This is a genomic window from Clostridium beijerinckii (assembly GCA_003129525.1).
Classification (GTDB): Bacteria; Bacillota; Clostridia; order Clostridiales; family Clostridiaceae; genus Clostridium; species Clostridium beijerinckii_D.
Window position 1 is genome coordinate 502,851 of record CP029329.1, and the last position, 19,229, is coordinate 522,079.

General features: G+C 27.2%; 16 protein-coding genes. 2 read left to right on the plus strand and 14 right to left on the minus strand.

Annotated elements, in window-relative coordinates; translation table 11 throughout:
* Positions 1-15 precede the first annotated feature (15 nt).
* From DIC82_02070 to DIC82_02085, 4 genes are all read right to left on the minus strand, one after another.
* Positions 16-1,350, minus strand: coding sequence for a hypothetical protein (locus tag DIC82_02070; protein AWK49948.1), 1,335 nt, complete (start codon positions 1,348-1,350; stop codon positions 16-18).
* A gap of 389 nt (positions 1,351-1,739) precedes the next feature.
* Positions 1,740-2,825 (minus strand): ATP-binding protein, encoded by a 1,086-nt coding sequence (locus DIC82_02075; GenBank protein AWK49949.1) that lies wholly within the window; start codon positions 2,823-2,825, stop codon positions 1,740-1,742.
* 64 nt (positions 2,826-2,889) lie between these two features.
* Positions 2,890-3,669: a hypothetical protein gene (locus tag DIC82_02080; GenBank protein AWK49950.1), complete on the minus strand. Its 780-nt coding sequence runs from the start codon at positions 3,667-3,669 to the stop codon at positions 2,890-2,892.
* Between the two features lie 283 nt (positions 3,670-3,952).
* Positions 3,953-4,744 carry a GTP pyrophosphokinase gene (locus tag DIC82_02085; GenBank protein AWK49951.1) on the minus strand — a complete coding sequence of 264 codons (792 nt, stop codon included), beginning with the start codon at positions 4,742-4,744 and terminating at the stop codon, positions 3,953-3,955.
* Between the two features lie 256 nt (positions 4,745-5,000).
* On the opposite strand from DIC82_02085, the gene DIC82_02090 reads away from it, so the two are divergent.
* Together DIC82_02090 and DIC82_02095 are read left to right on the plus strand one after the other, a co-directional pair.
* Complete coding sequence (locus DIC82_02090) at positions 5,001-5,681, plus strand: DUF2225 domain-containing protein (GenBank protein AWK49952.1); 681 nt, start codon at positions 5,001-5,003, stop codon at positions 5,679-5,681.
* A 36-nt stretch (positions 5,682-5,717) separates the two neighbouring features.
* Entirely contained in the window at positions 5,718-6,659 is a 942-nt protein-coding gene (locus DIC82_02095; protein ID AWK49953.1) for a chemotaxis protein, read from the plus strand.
* A 69-nt stretch (positions 6,660-6,728) separates the two neighbouring features.
* On the opposite strand, the gene DIC82_02100 is transcribed toward DIC82_02095, so the two are convergent.
* From DIC82_02100 to DIC82_02145, 10 genes are all read right to left on the minus strand, one after another.
* Positions 6,729-7,418, minus strand: coding sequence for a serine/threonine protein phosphatase (locus tag DIC82_02100; GenBank protein AWK49954.1), 690 nt, complete (start codon positions 7,416-7,418; stop codon positions 6,729-6,731).
* A gap of 199 nt (positions 7,419-7,617) precedes the next feature.
* Positions 7,618-7,875: a flagellar biogenesis protein gene (locus DIC82_02105; GenBank protein ID AWK49955.1), complete on the minus strand. Its 258-nt coding sequence runs from the start codon at positions 7,873-7,875 to the stop codon at positions 7,618-7,620.
* 232 nt (positions 7,876-8,107) lie between these two features.
* A complete protein-coding gene (locus DIC82_02110) occupies positions 8,108-10,018 on the minus strand; it encodes a flagellar hook-length control protein FliK (protein ID AWK49956.1) in 1,911 nt (636 codons plus the stop codon).
* A 259-nt stretch (positions 10,019-10,277) separates the two neighbouring features.
* Entirely contained in the window at positions 10,278-11,498 is a 1,221-nt protein-coding gene (locus DIC82_02115) for a tyrosine--tRNA ligase (protein ID AWK49957.1), read from the minus strand.
* Between the two features lie 463 nt (positions 11,499-11,961).
* Complete coding sequence (locus DIC82_02120) at positions 11,962-13,044, minus strand: GGDEF domain-containing protein (GenBank protein AWK49958.1); 1,083 nt, start codon at positions 13,042-13,044, stop codon at positions 11,962-11,964.
* 587 nt (positions 13,045-13,631) lie between these two features.
* Positions 13,632-14,741, minus strand: coding sequence for a glycosyltransferase family 4 protein (locus DIC82_02125; protein AWK49959.1), 1,110 nt, complete (start codon positions 14,739-14,741; stop codon positions 13,632-13,634).
* A 3-nt stretch (positions 14,742-14,744) separates the two neighbouring features.
* Entirely contained in the window at positions 14,745-15,629 is an 885-nt protein-coding gene (galU, locus tag DIC82_02130) for a UTP--glucose-1-phosphate uridylyltransferase (GenBank protein AWK49960.1), read from the minus strand.
* Between the two features lie 78 nt (positions 15,630-15,707).
* Positions 15,708-16,823: an oxidoreductase gene (locus tag DIC82_02135; GenBank protein ID AWK49961.1), complete on the minus strand. Its 1,116-nt coding sequence runs from the start codon at positions 16,821-16,823 to the stop codon at positions 15,708-15,710.
* Positions 16,824-17,008: 185 nt separating this feature from the next.
* Positions 17,009-17,614 (minus strand): glycosyl transferase, encoded by a 606-nt coding sequence (locus tag DIC82_02140; GenBank protein ID AWK49962.1) that lies wholly within the window; start codon positions 17,612-17,614, stop codon positions 17,009-17,011.
* A 220-nt stretch (positions 17,615-17,834) separates the two neighbouring features.
* Positions 17,835-19,052 (minus strand): glycosyltransferase WbuB, encoded by a 1,218-nt coding sequence (locus tag DIC82_02145; GenBank protein ID AWK49963.1) that lies wholly within the window; start codon positions 19,050-19,052, stop codon positions 17,835-17,837.
* Positions 19,053-19,229: the final 177 nt, after the last annotated feature.

Here is a 19,229-nt window from a genome sequence, read left to right on the forward strand (position 1 = left end):
TTTGCATATTTAAAATTACCTCGCCCATTCATGTATTGCTTCATTAAGCATTTTTAATCCTATATTTCCTTCTATGATTTCTTTTTTTTCTGTATTTATTCTTTTTACTTCCCCATATGGATTCTTCAAAGATAATTCCTCATTCCCAGATACTACCCATATTGTCTTTTTATTAATTGGTTTTGTGCTTAATTCTTTTTCTCCAATTCCATCAGTAAAATATATTAATACAGCATTTCTTAAATTATTATCAATAATATATTTAAATACTGGTGTAAATCTTGTTGACCCATTATCTTTAACTCTACTTTGTATATCTTTTTTAGTTCTAAGTTCATATATATTTCTAATTTCATTATCACACTCAATAATTGTAATTTTATTTTTTGTACTTGAAGTTATGGATAATATTTCTATCAATATTCTATGCATATCATCATCTTTCATACTAGCACTTATATCAATAGCTACAATAAGTTCTGTTTCATTTTTGGGTAGTCTTCCTCTCAAATCTAATCTATCTGGCTGCCTTCTATCCCTTCTTGTTATTGTTTTTTTATATCCTGATTTTATAGTTGGTAAAACATCTTTAAGAATAACTTGCCATGGTATTTCAGCTTTTTCTTCATATGCTAAAATTATATTTTCTAGACCCTTTGGAGTGTTTTTATTATAAGCACTTATGGCAGTTTTCTTAGTTAAACCTTTAATGTCCTCTTCACTCAATTGTATTTCTTCCCACAATTCATGTGCTTTTGTAATATCTATTTCAAATTTTAAATCTTCATCTTTACTTATTTTATTAACTTTAATCCTGGATTTAATTGATTTATAAATTTCTTCTGCATATTCTTCAATACTTCTATTTTCCTCAAGTGATAAATTATATTCCATATTTACTGAATTGATTTTTTTACTATATACCGGTAAATCCTTTATGTATTGATTTATTGAAATATCTAATGCAACACCTATAGCTTCTTTGTTAAATTTATCCTTCAGCTTTTTTTCTCTTTCAAAATGAGAATTCATTATATGATATATTTCATGTTTAAATAAAGCTGCCATTTCTTTTTTGCTGCAATTTAAAAATAAAAAAGGATTATAGTGCATATTAAAACCATCACGTTTAGGAATAGTAGCTATTGGGACAGTTATGTTAATGTCTATGCCTCGTCTTATTCTAAGCATGAATTGTCCAAAAAAAGCATCTTGAGTTTGTAATAAATACAAGATAACATCTTCAATTAATTCAAAAAATTTTTTTTTGTAATCATTATTAAATTTAACATTGTCCTCTAATGAATATGCTTCTTTTAAGAGCTGTTGTCTCTTTTCTTCAAAATCCATACACATTTTCTCCTTATTATATTTATTATTTAAATACATTTACAATATTACCACATTATGTCATAAAGGAATAGTATTTTTATTAATAACTTAATATGGTTCTACAGTGGAAAATTCAAATATACTTAGGGCATATTTTTGATAATATATATTGCAATTATCAATTTGCAATTATAGTTGAAATCCTCAAAGGATTTCTTAAATTTATAATGTAGAATTATTATTGCAACATATATATCAAATTATATTTCCATCAATATTTTAAATTCTCATTATTGAACTATCTATAAATACCAACCTTCTAAGTTACTTATACTATGATATATACAAACGAGAAATGAAGGTAATACCCAAAAATCTAGTTTTCACCACAGGTATATATCACCCTTTTACTTGAATATATTAAAAAATGCATCTAAAAACTCTTCATTTTCTAATAATTCTTTATATATTCCATTTTTATAATCTCGTTTTATTTCCTTCATTATTCCAAGTCTTAAGTCCTTAGGATATAGGTTTAGAAGTTCTGAAAATAGTATGAAATTTTTTTCTATAGGCATATTTTCTAAATATCTTACTGAATTTTTTGCTAATATGTATAATCTTGAATGGTTTTCTTTTTCTATTTTTTCTTTTAATTCAAAATTAAAAATTTCATTGTTAAATATATCTTCTACACTTATAAGAGGTTTTTTTAAATTAATTAAAAAATTTCCAAAATCATTTGCAATATTTACTCCAACATTTCCTTTTACAACATTTAAAAATATATCAAAAGAATACTTTTCTTTATTTTTTAAATATATTTCATATGATTTAGATATTCTTTCCCAACTTCTTGGAGTCGCTTTTATAGTTTCATCAGCATTTGGCATATGTAAATACTCTGGGAAAGTAGATAAGAATTCTATAATATGTTCATTAATATTTCCCTCCATACTCATTCCCCACTTAATCCATTCCTTAATATCTGAATCAAGGTTCACCCATACAAATCTATCTTCTTGAGCAGGATCCATGTCTACAACATCATATTGGCTATTATAAAATCCATCATTTTTATTAGATGGATTCATTGCTGCAATTACCTTAACTCTCTCATCTAGAACATACCCATTAATTTCTTTATTTAAAATTAGATTCATAAGTTCTTGAGCTACCGCATGATCACATCTGTTTAATTCATCTATAAATAAAATAACTTTTCTGCTTTTCTCTTCTTTTAATGCTTCTTCAATTTCAATAAGTTTATTATGTGTCGCATATATAGTCGTTCTATTTTCAACTATAGGTAATCCTCCAATTTCTCCTTCTTTTAATAAATTAGCATCTAGTGTAACTAAATAATATTTATTATTTTTAGCTATATATTTAACTAAAGAAGTTTTCCCAACACCACTTTCTCCTATAATTAAAGGAACATCATTTGATGCAATTATTAAATCCACCGTACATAAACACTCTGAATAATTCAAAATTTCCACCTCTATTCTTAGAATATGAAACAAAATTGACTCTTACTATTTTGTTTCCTTTGTCTTACATTGATAATTCATAATCCACTAATATCTTTTTAGCATTTTTACTTCCATATTCTCTAATGAAATTGATTTTATCCATCTCTAAAATCTCTAATTCTAAGAAATTTTCAATATATTTCTTTTCAATATTATCGTCTTTAATTCTTTCTTTAAGAATATCAATCACTATATCTACATCAATACTTTCATAAATATACTTAACGACATTTATATTTTCATGAATAAATATATTTATATCCTCTAAATCATAGTTAGAAATGTAATTTATAGCTTCTCCATTTGATATTACAGCTTTTACCTTAGCCTTTAGACTTGGATTTTTTATGAATCTAATTGCTACGTAATAATTTTCTATAGCTGCAAGTTGAACATTTTCAGAAGGATTTTCTATATACTTAATTGAATCATAGTCTTTACTTACTGCTAACAGCTGCAATTGTTCACTTGGTTCTTTTACAAATTGTATAGCCCATCCCTTAGTTTTAATAGCTTCTTCTATTATCTCGTTGCTTGGATTATTTATTAATTCTAATGAATTCCATAAGCTTTTAACACACATTATTCCAATCTCTTCATCAATATTTTTAATATATTTAACAGACAAAGGAGTATTCTTAATAGCTTGCTTTTGAACTTCTTTACTAGGTTTCTCAATATATTTAATATTATTTCCATTATTCTTAACTATAAATGTTTCCAATTCTTCATCTACTTGATTTAATTCTTGAATATATTCAGGATTATTTTTTAATTTTAATAATATCTCTTCTCTATTCATTAACTTTCTCCTTTATATCATAATACCTAAATACTTATGTTTTGGTATTTTGTCTTCAATATTTATTATAATAAGACATATATCAAAACTAGAAATAAAGGTCATGCTTTTGTGAAGTTTATTTCAGAAAAAACACATGACCTTTATTCATCACTATATAAGGTTCCATATTGATAGTCTAACATGTACATTGCTTACAACTGTGTAATATTAATGAATTTTGCAAGCTTAATTATCATTGCGAAATCCCATATAGATATCCACCCCATAAGTATAGCCCTTACTAATCTTTATATTTTTCAATTTCTTTCTTAACAGAAAAAAGTAAACTGTTCAATTCCCAAACTTCTCCCTCTTCTATCAACTTGTTTAAGGTCTTTTGATATCTAGATACCTCTGCTTCCTTGCCTAATGAAATCAAGGTTAACAGTGAATTCATTATGTTCGAAATCAAATGGGATTTAACTTCAAATAATTTTTGAGCATCCTTAATTTCATCTTTAATTTCTAGCATCTCTTCATCTAATCTGAATGCTGCATCTGCAGAACGCTTAAGTTTCTCTTTTAATTGTTCTGGTATATGTTGTTTATATTTATAATTAAGAGAATGTTCAATCGTTGCCCAGAAGTTCATTGCTAATGTTCTTATTTGAAATTCTGCTAAAATTTCAACTACGCCTTCTGCCATATTTACTGGATACTTTATTATCATATGATAACTTCTATAACCACTTTCTTTAACATTTTTTACATAATCCTTTTCATAAAGAATTTTCATATCTCTTCGACCTCTTAATATTTCAACAACAGTATCTATATCATCAACAAATTGGCACATTATTCTTATGCCTGCAATATCCTCAAGTTCATACCTAACTCTGTCTATGGGAATTTCAAATTTGTTAGCTTTTTCTAACATGCTTGATACTTCTTTTACTCTTCCAGTTACAAATTCTATAGGTGAATACTCATTTTTTTTTCTATATTCTTTTCTAATTGATTTTAATTTAACCTTTAGCTCATCTACAGCTTGCTCGTAAGGCATTAAAAAAATCTTCCAATCATTTATTGCCATAATACCACCCTTTAATAAGGCACATTACAAAAAATATATAACATCTTTTACTTGTTATTTTCTTTGATCTGCCTAATATCATTTCTCAATATCATTCTTATCCATTATATCAAAAACTTTAAATTATGTGTAATTATTAATAAATAAACTTATGAAAATTTTTTCATAACCTATTTATGTAATTGTTTAATGTGATATAATCTAGATGTAATATTAAATTTTTTAATAAATGTACTTTTAATGAGGTGACTAAATAATGAACGATACCGATATACAAAATCATCTATTTGATAAACAGGTAATTTGTCCTGTTTGTGACACACATTTTAAAACTAAAACTGTAAAATCTAAGTCACCGAGAGTTATTTCTAAAGATTCTGATTTTTTTGTTAGATATTCTGTTGCAAATCCGTATTTCTATGATGTTTGCTTATGTAATTCTTGTGGTTATGCTGCAATGAAATCAGATTTTGAAAACCTTAAATCTCATAAAAAAGAACTTGTTCTAATTAATGTAACTCCAAAATGGAAACCAAGAGAATATCCTGATATTTTGGATGAAAAATTAGCAATTGAGCGTTATAAATTATCTTTATTAAACGCCATGCTTCTTAATCTTCCAGATAGTACAAAGGCTATGATTTCATTAAAAATTGCTTGGATGTATAGGTTACTAGATGATAATGCTCAAGAAACATTATTTTTAAGACAAGCTCTTGAAGGTTTTAATTATGCTTATACAAAGGAAGTTTTTCCTATGTATGGATTGCAAAGAGATTCTTTAATGTATCTGCTTGGTGAATTAAACAGAAAATTAGAAGACCATCAAAATGCATTGTTATGGTATTCAAGAACTATTGTTAGTACAAATTCTTCGTATAAGATTAAAGAAATGGCTCGTATTGGCAAAGATTTAATTAAAATCACAGATGTTTAGAAATGTACTTTTTATTTTTAATAGGGGGAATATAAAATGGGAATTTTTAAAAACAGAAAAACTAATGAGGATAATTTTTCACAAGTTTCTCAGAATGTAATTACCAATACCGATACTAGTAAGGAAGAATTAAGTAATAAAATTAATGATTTAAAAAATGGATCTAATATAATAACTAGTTCTATTAATGATATTACATCTTCTGCTTCATCTTTGGCATCTCATAGCGAATCTCAAAATAGAGAAATAAATAATGCTAGAAATATATTATCTAGTTTCAGTTCAGATATGGAGAATTTAGCAATTAACATTACTAATGTTCATATTAAAGTACTAGATACTGATAAGCTTGCTGATACTGGTTTAAATACCATTGATAATTTGGATACATCTCTAAATGATCTTGAAAATGCATTCACGGTTTCAACTTCAACAGTAAATGCATTAGTGTCAAAGCTAGAATCTGTAAATAGTATAACTGATTCTATAAGTCAAATAGCAAGTCAAACTAATCTTTTATCATTAAATGCAGCCATTGAAGCTGCAAGAGCTGGCGATGCTGGTAAGGGATTCTCTGTTGTTGCAGGTGAAGTTAGAAAACTTGCTGAAAATTCAAAACTTGCTGTTCAAAGCATAACTAGCATATTAGAAGAAATTAAAGTAGATATTTTAAAAGCATCTAATGCCATGAGTTCTGGTAATTCTGCTTTATCTACTCAACATAATTCATTAGAAGATGCTAAAAGTAGTTTTTCTGATATAAAAACTTCTATTGGCGATGCTACTGAAGAAATTAATACTTGTATAGAAAACTTAACCAACGCTTCCTCTGCAAAGGATACTGTGATATCATCAATAGATAATATTAGCGTTGTTTTCCAAGAACATGAAGCTTTATCTAAGGAAATTGCTTCAAGTCTTCATACTCAAAAAGATGCTATAAAAGATATTAACAATTCAATAACAAACTTATTATAATTATAAAATTTATACATAATAATAAGCTATCTAAGTTTATACTTAGATAGCTTATTATTATTTGTCTACTTAAATTATTCTTTTCGGGTTGAAATCAAGATAGTCTGCTGATGTTAATATATATTCTACTTCATCAAAATATCCATTTAATAATTTCCCAAGTAATATAGGGCCATGTAGATGTCCATATATAACCTTATCTACTTTATACTCTTTTATTATCTTGGTAAATTCGGATTCCTCAAAGTTTTCATTTGTCGGAGGATAATGAAGCATAATTATAATCTTTTCAAATCCATTTTTCTTTGCAGCATCTAAAGAAAGTCTTAATCTTAGTTGCTCTCTACTATATATTTTTTGATCCTTAATACTATATTTATCTCCACCAGGACATATCCACCCTCTAGTTCCACATATAGCATAATCTTCATAAACATAAAAGTTATTTTGCAGAAATTTAGTATTTTCATACATACTGTTTAATTTTGAAATACTTCCCCACCAATAATCATGATTACCCTTACTTATAATCTTTTTTCCTGGTAATTCATTTATCCAATCTAAATCATATTTACTATCTTGTTCTTTTAATGACCAAGATATATCTCCAGCTATAAGCACAGTATCTTCATCTGTTATTTTACTAAGCCAATTTTCTTTTATCTTTTGAGAATGATTCTTCCATCTATCACCAAAAATATCCATTGGCTTTTCAACATTAAATCCTAAGTGCAAATCTGAAATAGTATAAAGTGCCATTTATTTATCACCTTTCTATTAGGCATACAAGAAAAGTGGCTACGCCACGCTTCTTCCAATTAACAATTGACAATGTACAATTAACAATTAAGGATGATATTCCTACGGAATATATAAATTAATTTGTTTTTTCAAACTCCCTTAGAGTTTGTTCCTTAACTGTTAATTGTTAACTTTTAACTGTTAACAATGCCTTATCTTATCTTCTCTTATCTAAATCGGTAAGAAAAGCTATTACATGTGCTACTGCTTCATATAATTCTGTAGGAATTTCATCTCCAACATCTACATTGCATAATAAATCAGTTAATTCCTTATTATAGACTATTGGTACTTCATTTTCTGCTGCTCTTTCTAGTATCTTGTCTGCAATATGTCCCATTCCAGCAGCTGTAACTATTGGAGCGTCACTATTAAATTCATATTTTAATGCTGCTGCCCTTTTTCTCTGATTCATCTCCTTAAACACCCCCAGAATTCAGTTAAGAGTTAAGAGTGCACAACTAAGAGTTATAGATGAAATTTCCAAGGAGAAAGTTCATGTTCTCAAATATAAAATTTGGACATTCATTTTTGTAGTCTTACTTTTTGACTTTCACTTTTCCGTAATGATTTCTGAAAATAATTTTTTAGAAATCACGAAAGGACTTTCTCCTTAACTCATAATTCTTAATTGCCAACTGATAATATTATACCTTAATATCAATAGTAGAAATAGTCAAATCATTAAAGAAATTTCTACAATTGACTAAATCCATAGGTTTCTCTTTAGCTGATACACTTATGTTAACAAATAATCCCATTGTTGCTAACCCATTAACTAATTTTGATTTATTATTATTTAAAACTGAAGTAAAATTACTTTCACAGTTTAATTTTACATCAATCTTATTTTCTCTCATAGTTAAATATCCATCAACTTCTCCTAAATTTATAGTTTTTACACTGACAACCATTTTAGCATTAGTTGAATCTATTTTTTTACCATCTTTTCTATTATCTTTTATTATAAGTTTACAAGGATATTCACTGTTATCTGCTGTTATAGGAATATTTAAATAATAATACTCATTACTAATAGAATTGAATACTTTAAAGTCATTAATATTTGCTTTTACTAAATTCATTATCTTTTCATATCCAGTTTCTTTTACATCTGTTTGAGCTATTAAATTTTTCACTATATCTCTTATATTATTGATTTTATCCTTCATTTCAGTTTTTATCGCTTCTTTGTTATCTAAGTTGCTTTTCCCCAAATCTTCAATATTTAACTTCCCTAAGTTTTCTTTAATTACAACTGTTTCTTTTATAGCATTTGCTGAAATTTCTTTAGCTTGAATAATGCTTTTGTCATTGAGTCCATTTTCTTGTAAAACTTCTTTTATTTGATTCTTATTATTTATTAACTGACTAAAAGCTTTAAATTCACCATCTGTAAGTTTAACTTCTTTACCTTCTATGTTGCTTAATATGCCTTCTAATTTAAATTTATTTGATGATTCTATAAGGCGTTCTGCTTGAGTCTTAGTTGTATCATTAGTTGTTGTATTGTTTCCAATGGTGTCTTTAATTAATTTTACTATCTCAGGATCATCTAATTTTTTAATTAATGAAGCTGAAAGATTTAATTTTTCAAAATTGGCATTACTAATTTCTTTACCAGCATTTCTTTGAACTATATCTAGTTCACTATTTTCACTTCCTGCTAATGTTTTTAAAACATCTAATATATTTATTTTCTTAGTTAATGAGTCATTTTCATTATAAGCCTTTGATGCTAAGGTTGTATTACTATCTACTGTATTCTTAGTTAATTCAGCTTCTTTATTTATTAATTTATTATTCATTACAGTTTCAATATTATTATTTGAAATACCATCTGAAATGTCTAGTGAGTTAAGTGAATCACTTATCCTTTTAAGAATTTGTTCTATTGAAGAATCTCCTTTAAATAATTTATTAAAACTATTTATATTTTCTTCTGTAAAATCCAAGTTATTTTCTATAAATGCAAGTATATCTTCTGGTTTCATCTTTTTAAACTCACCTAAAAATTTTGTAAGTAATTCTTTAACCGCTTGACCTTGTTCACTATTAATTGGTATATCCTTACTTTGAAGATATGTTTGAACAAAAGCATCTATTTCTTTTGGATTAGATGCCATTTTTTCATTAAATTGAATTAGCCCTTTAATTTGATTGATATTTTCTCTTGTTAATGGAACATTATGTTTAATCATTTTCTTCAAAATATCAATATCTTCCTTTGAAAGTCCTTCTTTTTCGATAACATCTTGGAAGTTCTCATCTCCAATTATTCCGTCATCTTCAGTTCCTTTTACTATTTTTAAATTTAATTTTCCATTTTGAAATCCATCTACTTGAAATTTAACTAGTTTGATATCATCTAACTCAACATTACCCTCAAGTTCCGCAATAAATTGCCAACCATCTGCTAACTTTATTGTAACATCTTTTCCGTCTCCCTTTGAAACTACTCTCCCTGTAAAGCGCTCCCCTACTTCAAAAGTTAACTTGCTAGAAACTTTCTTTGTATTTATATTATATCCATTATTAATATTATAAATTCCTGGCATATTATCTTCTCCCTTACACTAATTCACACTTTAATTTACTCTAATATATTTATCGTATAAAAAGAGTATAAATTAACTTAAAAATATAATGTTAATAAATTATATTTTAATTGTTTACTCTTATAATAACTACTTTGCATAATCAAAAAAGCTATCCGTTAAACAGATAGCTTTTTCTTACGGTAGTTTTTCTACCTTACAAAATTCTGATTAAGGAATTTCAAAAATCCCTCGATTCTTATAAGATTAATAATTCAAATTATTTAACTTCTATTTTATTATAATTCTTCTTACCTCTTTTAATTAGAACAGCTCCATTTTCAAAATCTTCTTGATTCAATGTTCTATTTACATCATCAACCTTAACTCCATTAATAGATAATCCGCCTTGTTCTATTAATCTTCTACCCTCTTTTTTAGATGGTAAAATCTTAGTACTAGCCATAATATCTAACATTGGTAATCCAATTTCTTCTTTAGTTATTGTTACAGTTGGCACATTTGACATATCAGCTCCCCCTGCAAATAATGCAGTTGCTGCTTCTTCTGCTTTTCTAGCATCTTCTTCACCGTGAACAAGCTTTGTTACTTCATATGCAAGTATCTTCTTAGCATTATTTATTTCAGAGCCTTCTAAGCTTCCAAGTCTTCTTACTTCATCCATTGGCACAAATGTTAATAATGCTAAACATTTTTGTACATCCGCATCATCTACATTTCTCCAATATTGATAGAAATCATATGGAGAAGTTTTTTCAGGATTTAGCCATAATGCTCCACCAACAGTTTTACCCATCTTTTGACCTTGACTGTTAGTTAACAATGTGCAAGTCATAGCCATTGCATCACCTTCAGCTTTTCTTCTTACAAGCTCAACGCCAGCTATCATATTAGACCATTGATCATCTCCACCAAGTTCCATCTTACAGCCATATTTTTGATTTAAGACATAAAAATCATATCCTTGCATTAACATGTAATTAAATTCTAGGAACGATAATCCTTTTTCTAGTCTTTGTTTAAAACACTCAGCACTTAGCATTCTATTTACTGAAAAATGAACCCCTACTTCTCTTAAGAAATCAACATAATTAAGATTTAATAACCACTCTGCATTGTTTACGAGTAGTGCTTTATCATCAGAGAAATCTATAAATCTTTCCATTTGCTTTTTTATAGAATCAACATTATGTTGTATATCTTCCTTCGTAAGCATCTTTCTCATATCAGTCTTACCACTTGGATCCCCAACCATAGCTGTTCCACCACCAATTAAAGCTATTGGTCTATGTCCTGCCTTTTGCATATGTGACATAAACATCATAGCTATAAAATGCCCTACATGTAAGCTATCTGCTGTTGGGTCAAAACCTATATAAAAAGTTACCTTCTCATTTTCTAATAATTTTCTTGTTTCATCTTCATGAGTAAATTGTTTTATGTATCCTCTTTCTAATAGCTCATCTAATACGTTTGCCATTATAATACCTCCTAAATTTTTTCTTATTTAAAATAACTTATCTAATACAATAAGTATATATTCCCAAATTAAAAGTTGACTTTATTAACACCACATTACATGTTATTTTGTATTTTACTCAGTACTATATTACATTTTATTTCATGTTAAAATATAACATTAATCCTACGTTATTAAGTAGATAAAATATTACCTATTATAGTATATCCTCAACTATAGATTTTAGCAACAATTCTAAATACAGATATCCTAAGTTATACTTATACTATGAAAGTATACTCAACTAGAAATAAGTGGTCATACTTTTGTGAAATCTTTTAGTAACTTTTTACTATCCATAATACAATCACCCTACCTTATATATACTATTAAATCATATAATATTATTTTTAATATTATATTTATCTACCAACTAAAAATCACCCTTATTGAAATTAAATAAGAGTGTTTTCTAATAATATTATTAAATTTTAAATATATGCCCACTCAAAACTCTATTTTTACCACTTTGCTTAGATTTATATAATAAATCATCAGCAGCCTTTATCAATTCATTTATATCCATACCATTTAAAGGGAAAAATGAAATTCCAAAACTAGCTGTTACAAATTTTTTTTCATTATCAAAACTAACTTTACTGCTTTCAAGAGCACTTCTTATGGTTTCAATTTTATTATATACACTATTCTCGTTATTAAAATTTGAAATATATAAAATAAATTCTTCGCCACCATATCTAGCTAGAATATCATCCTTATCTATACCATCTCTTACAATCTTTGCTGTATTAATTAGTATTTCATCTCCAAATTGGTGTCCATAAGTATCATTTATCTTTTTAAAATCATCTATATCTATCATTACTATAGCAAATTTTTCTTTCATCTTTTTGTATTTATTTTTTTCTAAAAATTCAAAGAAATATTTTCTATTATATATGCCTAATAATGAATCTCTTTGATTTATTTTCTCTAATTCCTTGTATAGTAAAGAATTCTCAATGGCAATTGCAATTTGATTAGCAATTGATCTAAGGAAAAGCTTTAATTCTATAGTCATAAATTTATAGAGATTATGTTCTACGATTACATATCCAATAAATTTATCTCTTAATTTAATTGGAGATCCCATAATAGAGTGTATCGCTCTTTTATGTTCACCTGTTTGCTTTAAAATTTTTTCTGAATTTATTAAAAATTCTTCTTCCTTTTTTATATATGAAAGTTCTTCTGATGTTAATTTTATATCCATATTTTCAACATTACTAGCTTTAACAACTAATTCACTGTTTTCTATTAAAAATATAGTAGAATATGTGACACCTAATATTCCGAGTATCATATCATTAATCATTGATATCAAATTATCACTACTGAAAAAAGTATTTATATACTTACTAACTTCTATTATATTAGATAGCGAATCTATACTTTTTTCTAATTTAACATTCTTTTGATTTAAATCTTGTATATGTTTTTCTGAAAACATTTGATAGTTCTCATATTCTATTTTTAATGCATTATAAAGATTTTCATAATCCTGCATTTATTCCCACCATCCTCAAACCGTAGCCCCATTATGATTATTTAGCAACTCTTATTTACCATCATTTTAAAACTCATTTCAATTATACTACAACTAATCAAATAATTGAATACACTTATTTTAATGTATAAATGATTACTATTATACTATACTCTTTAACACTAAAATTATAAATTTGCATATATAGTTTCATGAATTTCATTCTTCAACTTAGGATAAACTAATAATGCAAATTTAGTTTTAGAATAAAAGGAGATACTGAAATGAAATTTATACATTGGCTTTTAAGCATATTTATATTTTTATTCATCTGTGTATTGTTTATCCAATTTGGTAATACAGTATTAAATGTAATATTGTTAAGTTCCCTATTCATTTTTGTTATAAAATTTTTAATTCAAAAGTTTACTAAACATTATTAGTTTAAGGCATAATAATAGTACAATTTCCAAATGAAAGTGTACTATTATTATTATATATATAAATGTCTTGAAATTTCTTTTTCCCTTATTGTGCTTAATAAGTTCTTTATTGCACTTTGCTCTTTTTTTATATGTGAAAGTTCTTGGTTGTGCTTTGCGCTTTTTTTATATGCGAAAGTTCTTGGTTGCGCTTTGCGCTTTTTTTATATGTGTATAAATTTTATTAACATCGTTAAAGTTATTATCCAAACTATAATTTTCTTCCACGAATTTCCGTGCATCAATTCCCATTTTGATTCTTAATTTCTCATTCTTAACTAAAGTTTCTATTTTTTCAGCTAAATCTTCTACTGAATTCTTTTTAGCAACTAAACTAGTCACATTAGGTTTAGTAGATTCCATAAGTCCACCTACATCGGTCACAATTAACGGCGTTCCACATGCCTCTGCTTCCACTGCTGCAACTCCAAAACTTTCACTATCAAGAGTTGATGGAAAAACTGCTACATCAAAATTTTGAAATTCTTTTATTACATCATTAGGTTTTACAAAGCCTAAAAAAGTTACATCTTCATCTATAGAAAGTTCTTTAACTAATTCCTTTAGATAATCTTCCTGGCTTCCTCTTCCACCAATTCTAAGTTTAAGTTTTAAATCTTTATTTCTTTCCTTAACTTCTTTAAAAGCTTTAATTAAATATTGTATCCCATATTTCTCTTCTAAAGTTTTAATTGTTCCGATAACAATCTCTTCTTTTTCTGTTCTACGCGGAATAAATTTATTAATATCAACACCAAAAGGAGTTACTTGTATTTTTTTATTTGTATATTTTTGAGTTTCTATTTTCATCACATTGCTTGTTGATAAAATATAATCTGCTTTTTTTAAATTATATTTTATTATAAATTTATGCAACGGTGACTTAATTGGAAAATCATAAATATCACTACCCCATACTGAAATTATATATGGATGATAGTTTGCTAAAGCACCTAATAATCCATAACTGCTAGCATAATGTGCATGAAGTATATCAGGATTAATCTCTTTAATTAAAGATCTAACCCTCTTTATCTTTTTAAAATATTCTAATTTATTCTTATCAGAAGTTTTCTTCATAATATTATCTTGTACATCCAAAGAATGTACTGTAACGCCTTCATATTCACCTTTTCCAAGTGATATAACATGAATATCATATTCTTTATCAACAAAATAATTTAACCATTTATGAGTATGAGCACTATTAATATCTGCCAAATAACATATTTTCATTTTTTATTTATTCTCCTGTATTGTTTCCCAAGGCTTAGTATTTAAGTAATTTATAAAATCTTCTCTCAATTCGTCTTTCTTTAAAGCAAATTCTATAGTCGCTTGTAAAAAACCAAGTTTATCTCCTACATCATACCTCTTGCCTTCAAAATTATATGCATACATAGCTTCTTTACTAATTAAAGTTTTTAATGCATCTGTTAATTGAATTTCCCCACCTTTTCCCGGTTTAGTATTTTCTAATATGTTAAATATTTCTGGTGTTATAATATATCTTCCCAGTATAGCTACATTACTTGGTGCTTCTTCCATAGAAGGCTTCTCAACTAAGTCCTTAACTTTATAAACTCTATCTTCTATATGAATTCCATCTACTATTCCATATTTAGAAACATTCTCTTTATCAACAGTTTGAACGCCTAAAATAGTAGTATTATATTCACTATAACAATCAATTAATTGTTTTAAGCAAGGAACTTCACTATCAACTACATCATCACCTAATAAAACTGCAAATGGCTCATTTCCAACAAAAGTTTTTGCACAATGTATTGCATGACCTAAGCCTCTTGGTTCTTTTTGTCTTATATAATGTATATCAACCATATCAGAAATATTTCTTACCATTTCAAGCAATTCTGATTTTCCTGCTCTTTCTAATTCTAATTCTAATTCTATTGATTTATCAAAATGATCTTCTATACACTTTTTATTTCTACCTGTTATGATAAGGATTTCTTCAATTCCTGATGCAACAGCTTCTTCTATTATATATTGAATTGTTGGCTTATCAACTATTGGAAGCATTTCTTTTGGTTGAGCTTTAGTTGCAGGTAGAAATCTTGTTCCAAGACCTGCTGCTGGTATAATAGCTTTTTTTACTTTCATTTCATATCATCCTTTCTTAAAAGGCCATATTGTTTTTTCTTCCTTAAATAGTAACATATTTTTATAGTTTATTTTTTATTATTTTCTGTATTCTATTCTTCCTTTAAAATCATCTTGCATATCTATTGTTTTAAAATCTGTAAATGGGAATTTAACAGGCATTCCTGTCTTTCTTGACTTATATGCTGCAAGAATTATAGACATTGCTTTTTTACCTTCTTCTCCAGAAACCAATGGATCTCTGTTTTCATTTATAGAATCAATTACATCTTTAAATAAAGGGGTATGTCCTTCCCCATATACATTATCTATCTTAACATTTACTTCATTCTTTATAGATGCTTCATCTTCACCATCAAATCGCCAAGTTTCAAGTTCATTAACTGCAAGACCGCCAATTGATACTGCTCCAGTTTCTCCAAATAAACTTAATGTTTCTTCTAAGTTTTTAGGATAAACACAAGCTGAACCTTCAACAATTCCAATAGCACCATTTTTAAATCTTATAATTACAGCTCCAAAATCCTCAGCTTCTATGTCTCTTAAATAAGTATCACATTCAGCATATACTCTTTCGATTTCTCCACCCATCATCCATTGAAGCAAATCAATATTATGTATACATTGATTCATAAGTGTACCACCATCTAAAGCCCATGTTCCTCTCCAAGGAGCTTGGTCATAGTAACCCATATTCCTGTTCCAAAGTATTCTTGCTGTACCATTAATTAATCTTCCGAATTTGTTGTCTTCTACAGCTTCTCTTAATTTTTGTATTGGTTTGTTAAATCTGTTTTGATGACAAACTCCAAGCTTAACATTATTTTCTTTAGCTACTTTAATCATTTCATTAGCATCTTCAATAGACATAGCCATTGGTTTCTCCACTAAAGCACTTGCACCCTTTTTCATAGAATAAATAGCAATTTCTGCATGATATCCACTTTCTGTAGCTATTGTAACTACATCAATGTCTTCTTTTTCTAACATTTCTTTATAGTCTGCATATGCATGAATAACTTCTGGATTTACTCCTGTTTTTTCTATGTATTCAGTCCTCTTTGCTTCAGCATTTTCTAAAATCACATCACATGTTGCAACTAATTCTGCTTCCTCATTATTTTTAACTAAAGCTTCAACATGCTTATAGGAAATTCTTCCACAACCAATAATAGCAAATTTTAATTTTTTCATTTTACTACCCCTTTTTTTTCAGTTAACAGTTATTAATTAACAGTTAACAGTAATGGTACAACTTCCATTGGAAATTGTATTATTATATAGAAATGCAATTGCATTTCTTATTTTTTCTAATTAGTTCAAATCCCATGGGGATTTGCTCCTTAATTGTTAACTGTTCACTGTTAACTCTTAACTGATTAAATACATTTTATTATTGTTTTAAGTATTATATAAATATCAAAAAATACATTGTTTTTCTTTATATATTCTAAATTTAGCGCTAGTTTATCCGGCATAATTGTATTTATGTACAAATCATCTGGATTTTCTGCTTCTCCAAGCAAATCATTTTCATCTCTGTATCTAATTGATGCTAAATCAGTTATTCCCGGTTTAACTTCTAATACTTTTCTTTGTTGTTCATTATAAAGTTTAACATATCTTGGTACTTCCGGTCTTGGTCCAACTAAGCTCATATCTCCTTTAAACACATTTATTAATTGTGGCAATTCATCTAACTTATATTTCCTTAAAAATCCACCTATTCTAGTGATTCTGCTATCATTTCCAACTGTGATTTGCCTTCCTAATTTTTCAGCATCTACAACCATAGTTCTAAACTTAAGAATTTGAAACTCCTTATTTTTTTCACCAACTCTTATTTGTTTAAAAAACACTGGACCATCAGAACCAAATTTTATTTTAATTGCAATTGCAATCAAAATTGGACTTAAAACTATAAGTCCTAAAGTAGAGCATATAAAATCAAATATTCTCTTAACTGCTTTATTAAATTTATTCATGTATCTACTCCCACTAAAATTATTTCATTATACATCTCTATATATTATATTTCCTATTTTACAACTTTTCAGTCAATTTAGCTCATAAAAATTTATTTCTTAATAAATTTTTATGAATCTTCAAAAAACAACTAGTCAATACGTAAGTATTTACTGTTATTTCTTAGATACTTTATTAATGAAACTCGATTCATGCCAAATATTCTTAAAAATAAGATGCTTAACTCAACGCATCTAAAAACTTCTCTGCGAGTCCATGGTAAGTATGATTAGCTAATACATAATCATTTCCATTTTTACCCATTTTATTTTTTTCTTCTTCACTTAAATTTTTAATCTTCATAACTGCATTTACTACAGCATCTGGATTTTCTGCTGGCACTGTAATACCACAATTGGAATCCTTAACTGGATCATTAGATGCTTCTACTGCATATATTACTGGCCTTGCTGCCATCATATAATCAAATAACTTGTTTGGACTTACTCCATAATTGAATAAATTTTGCTTTTTTAAACCTATGTAGCAAATATCCAATAGTTGTAGTACATTATCCATATTATCCTTTAAAACTGGATCTAGAAATTCTACATTAGTTATATTGTTTGTTTTTGCATATTGTATTAATTTATCCTTTACATTTCCATTTCCGACTAATACATATTTTACATCTTTTTCAGTGGTTTTTTTAGCAGCATCAAGCATTGTATCTAAAACATTTGCTGGTGAATGATTACCTGTATACCCAACTAAAAAATAACCTTGTTCTTTTAATTCTTTTAATCTCTCAATTGTTTTTTCCATAATCGGATTTTTCTTTTCACCAACAATTATTCCATTTGGAACATGCACATAATTATCGGTATTAAAGCCTCTATCTTTCATATGATTATCTGCATTTGGCAAAATTGAAATAATCTTATCACAATTTCTAAAAGCAAAATCCTCTGCTCTTTGAAGCATAACTATAGCAGGATTATTCTTAGAATATCCCCCTATTTCCATTGGCGTTAATGGCCATAAATCATGTATTTCAAAGAAGAGCTTAGCCTTAGATCTCTTTGCAATTCTATGTGCAGGATATATATCTAAAGGATAAGTTGAAGAAGCTATTACAGCATTTGGCTTATATTTATCAGTAATCTTCTTATAATTCATTCTTAATTTATACATAAATGTAGCTATATTTTTAATTCTTCCAACACCATTCCCATGATATTCTGGAGTTTTTACCCATATATATGTAATTCCATCTATTATTTCTTCTTCAAAATCTTCTTTCACTTCTGGATTTTTTTTTCTTAAATGAGAAAAATCTGCAGCAAGTATAGTCACCTCATGGCCCATATTAACCCATTCTCTAGCCATATAATAAGGTCTAAATTCCATTCCATGATAATCAGATCCTGCATAGTGATTTATAAGTAAGATATTCATCTTAATTTGCTCCTTTTTTACATTATAATGCTAATTAACTTCATAAATTATAACATATGTGAGAATCAAAATCTACGATTTTGCTCTTCGAACTTACTCAGCGAACGAATGTGAGTCGAGTTTCCTTTTAAAAAAGAACCCCAATTTTATACTCAAATATTTTCCAAACCTTTAACC

Bases quoted from the DNA above. Each gene is read 5' to 3' on its own strand.
- DIC82_02070 (AWK49948.1), bottom strand. From the start codon at position 1,350: ATGGATTTTGAAGAAAAGAGACAACAGCTCTTAAAAGAAGCATATTCA.
- DIC82_02080 (AWK49950.1), bottom strand. From the start codon at position 3,669: ATGAATAGAGAAGAGATATTATTAAAATTAAAAAATAATCCTGAATAT.
- DIC82_02085 (AWK49951.1), bottom strand. From the start codon at position 4,744: ATGGCAATAAATGATTGGAAGATTTTTTTAATGCCTTACGAGCAAGCT.
- DIC82_02090 (AWK49952.1), top strand. From the start codon at position 5,001: ATGAACGATACCGATATACAAAATCATCTATTTGATAAACAGGTAATT.
- DIC82_02095 (AWK49953.1), top strand. From the start codon at position 5,718: ATGGGAATTTTTAAAAACAGAAAAACTAATGAGGATAATTTTTCACAA.
- DIC82_02100 (AWK49954.1), bottom strand. From the start codon at position 7,418: ATGGCACTTTATACTATTTCAGATTTGCACTTAGGATTTAATGTTGAA.
- DIC82_02105 (AWK49955.1), bottom strand. From the start codon at position 7,875: ATGAATCAGAGAAAAAGGGCAGCAGCATTAAAATATGAATTTAATAGT.
- DIC82_02110 (AWK49956.1), bottom strand. From the start codon at position 10,018: ATGCCAGGAATTTATAATATTAATAATGGATATAATATAAATACAAAG.
- DIC82_02115 (AWK49957.1), bottom strand. From the start codon at position 11,498: ATGGCAAACGTATTAGATGAGCTATTAGAAAGAGGATACATAAAACAA.
- DIC82_02120 (AWK49958.1), bottom strand. From the start codon at position 13,044: ATGCAGGATTATGAAAATCTTTATAATGCATTAAAAATAGAATATGAG.
- DIC82_02125 (AWK49959.1), bottom strand. From the start codon at position 14,741: ATGAAAATATGTTATTTGGCAGATATTAATAGTGCTCATACTCATAAA.
- galU (AWK49960.1), bottom strand. From the start codon at position 15,629: ATGAAAGTAAAAAAAGCTATTATACCAGCAGCAGGTCTTGGAACAAGA.
- DIC82_02135 (AWK49961.1), bottom strand. From the start codon at position 16,823: ATGAAAAAATTAAAATTTGCTATTATTGGTTGTGGAAGAATTTCCTAT.
- DIC82_02140 (AWK49962.1), bottom strand. From the start codon at position 17,614: ATGAATAAATTTAATAAAGCAGTTAAGAGAATATTTGATTTTATATGC.
- DIC82_02145 (AWK49963.1), bottom strand. From the start codon at position 19,052: ATGAATATCTTACTTATAAATCACTATGCAGGATCTGATTATCATGGA.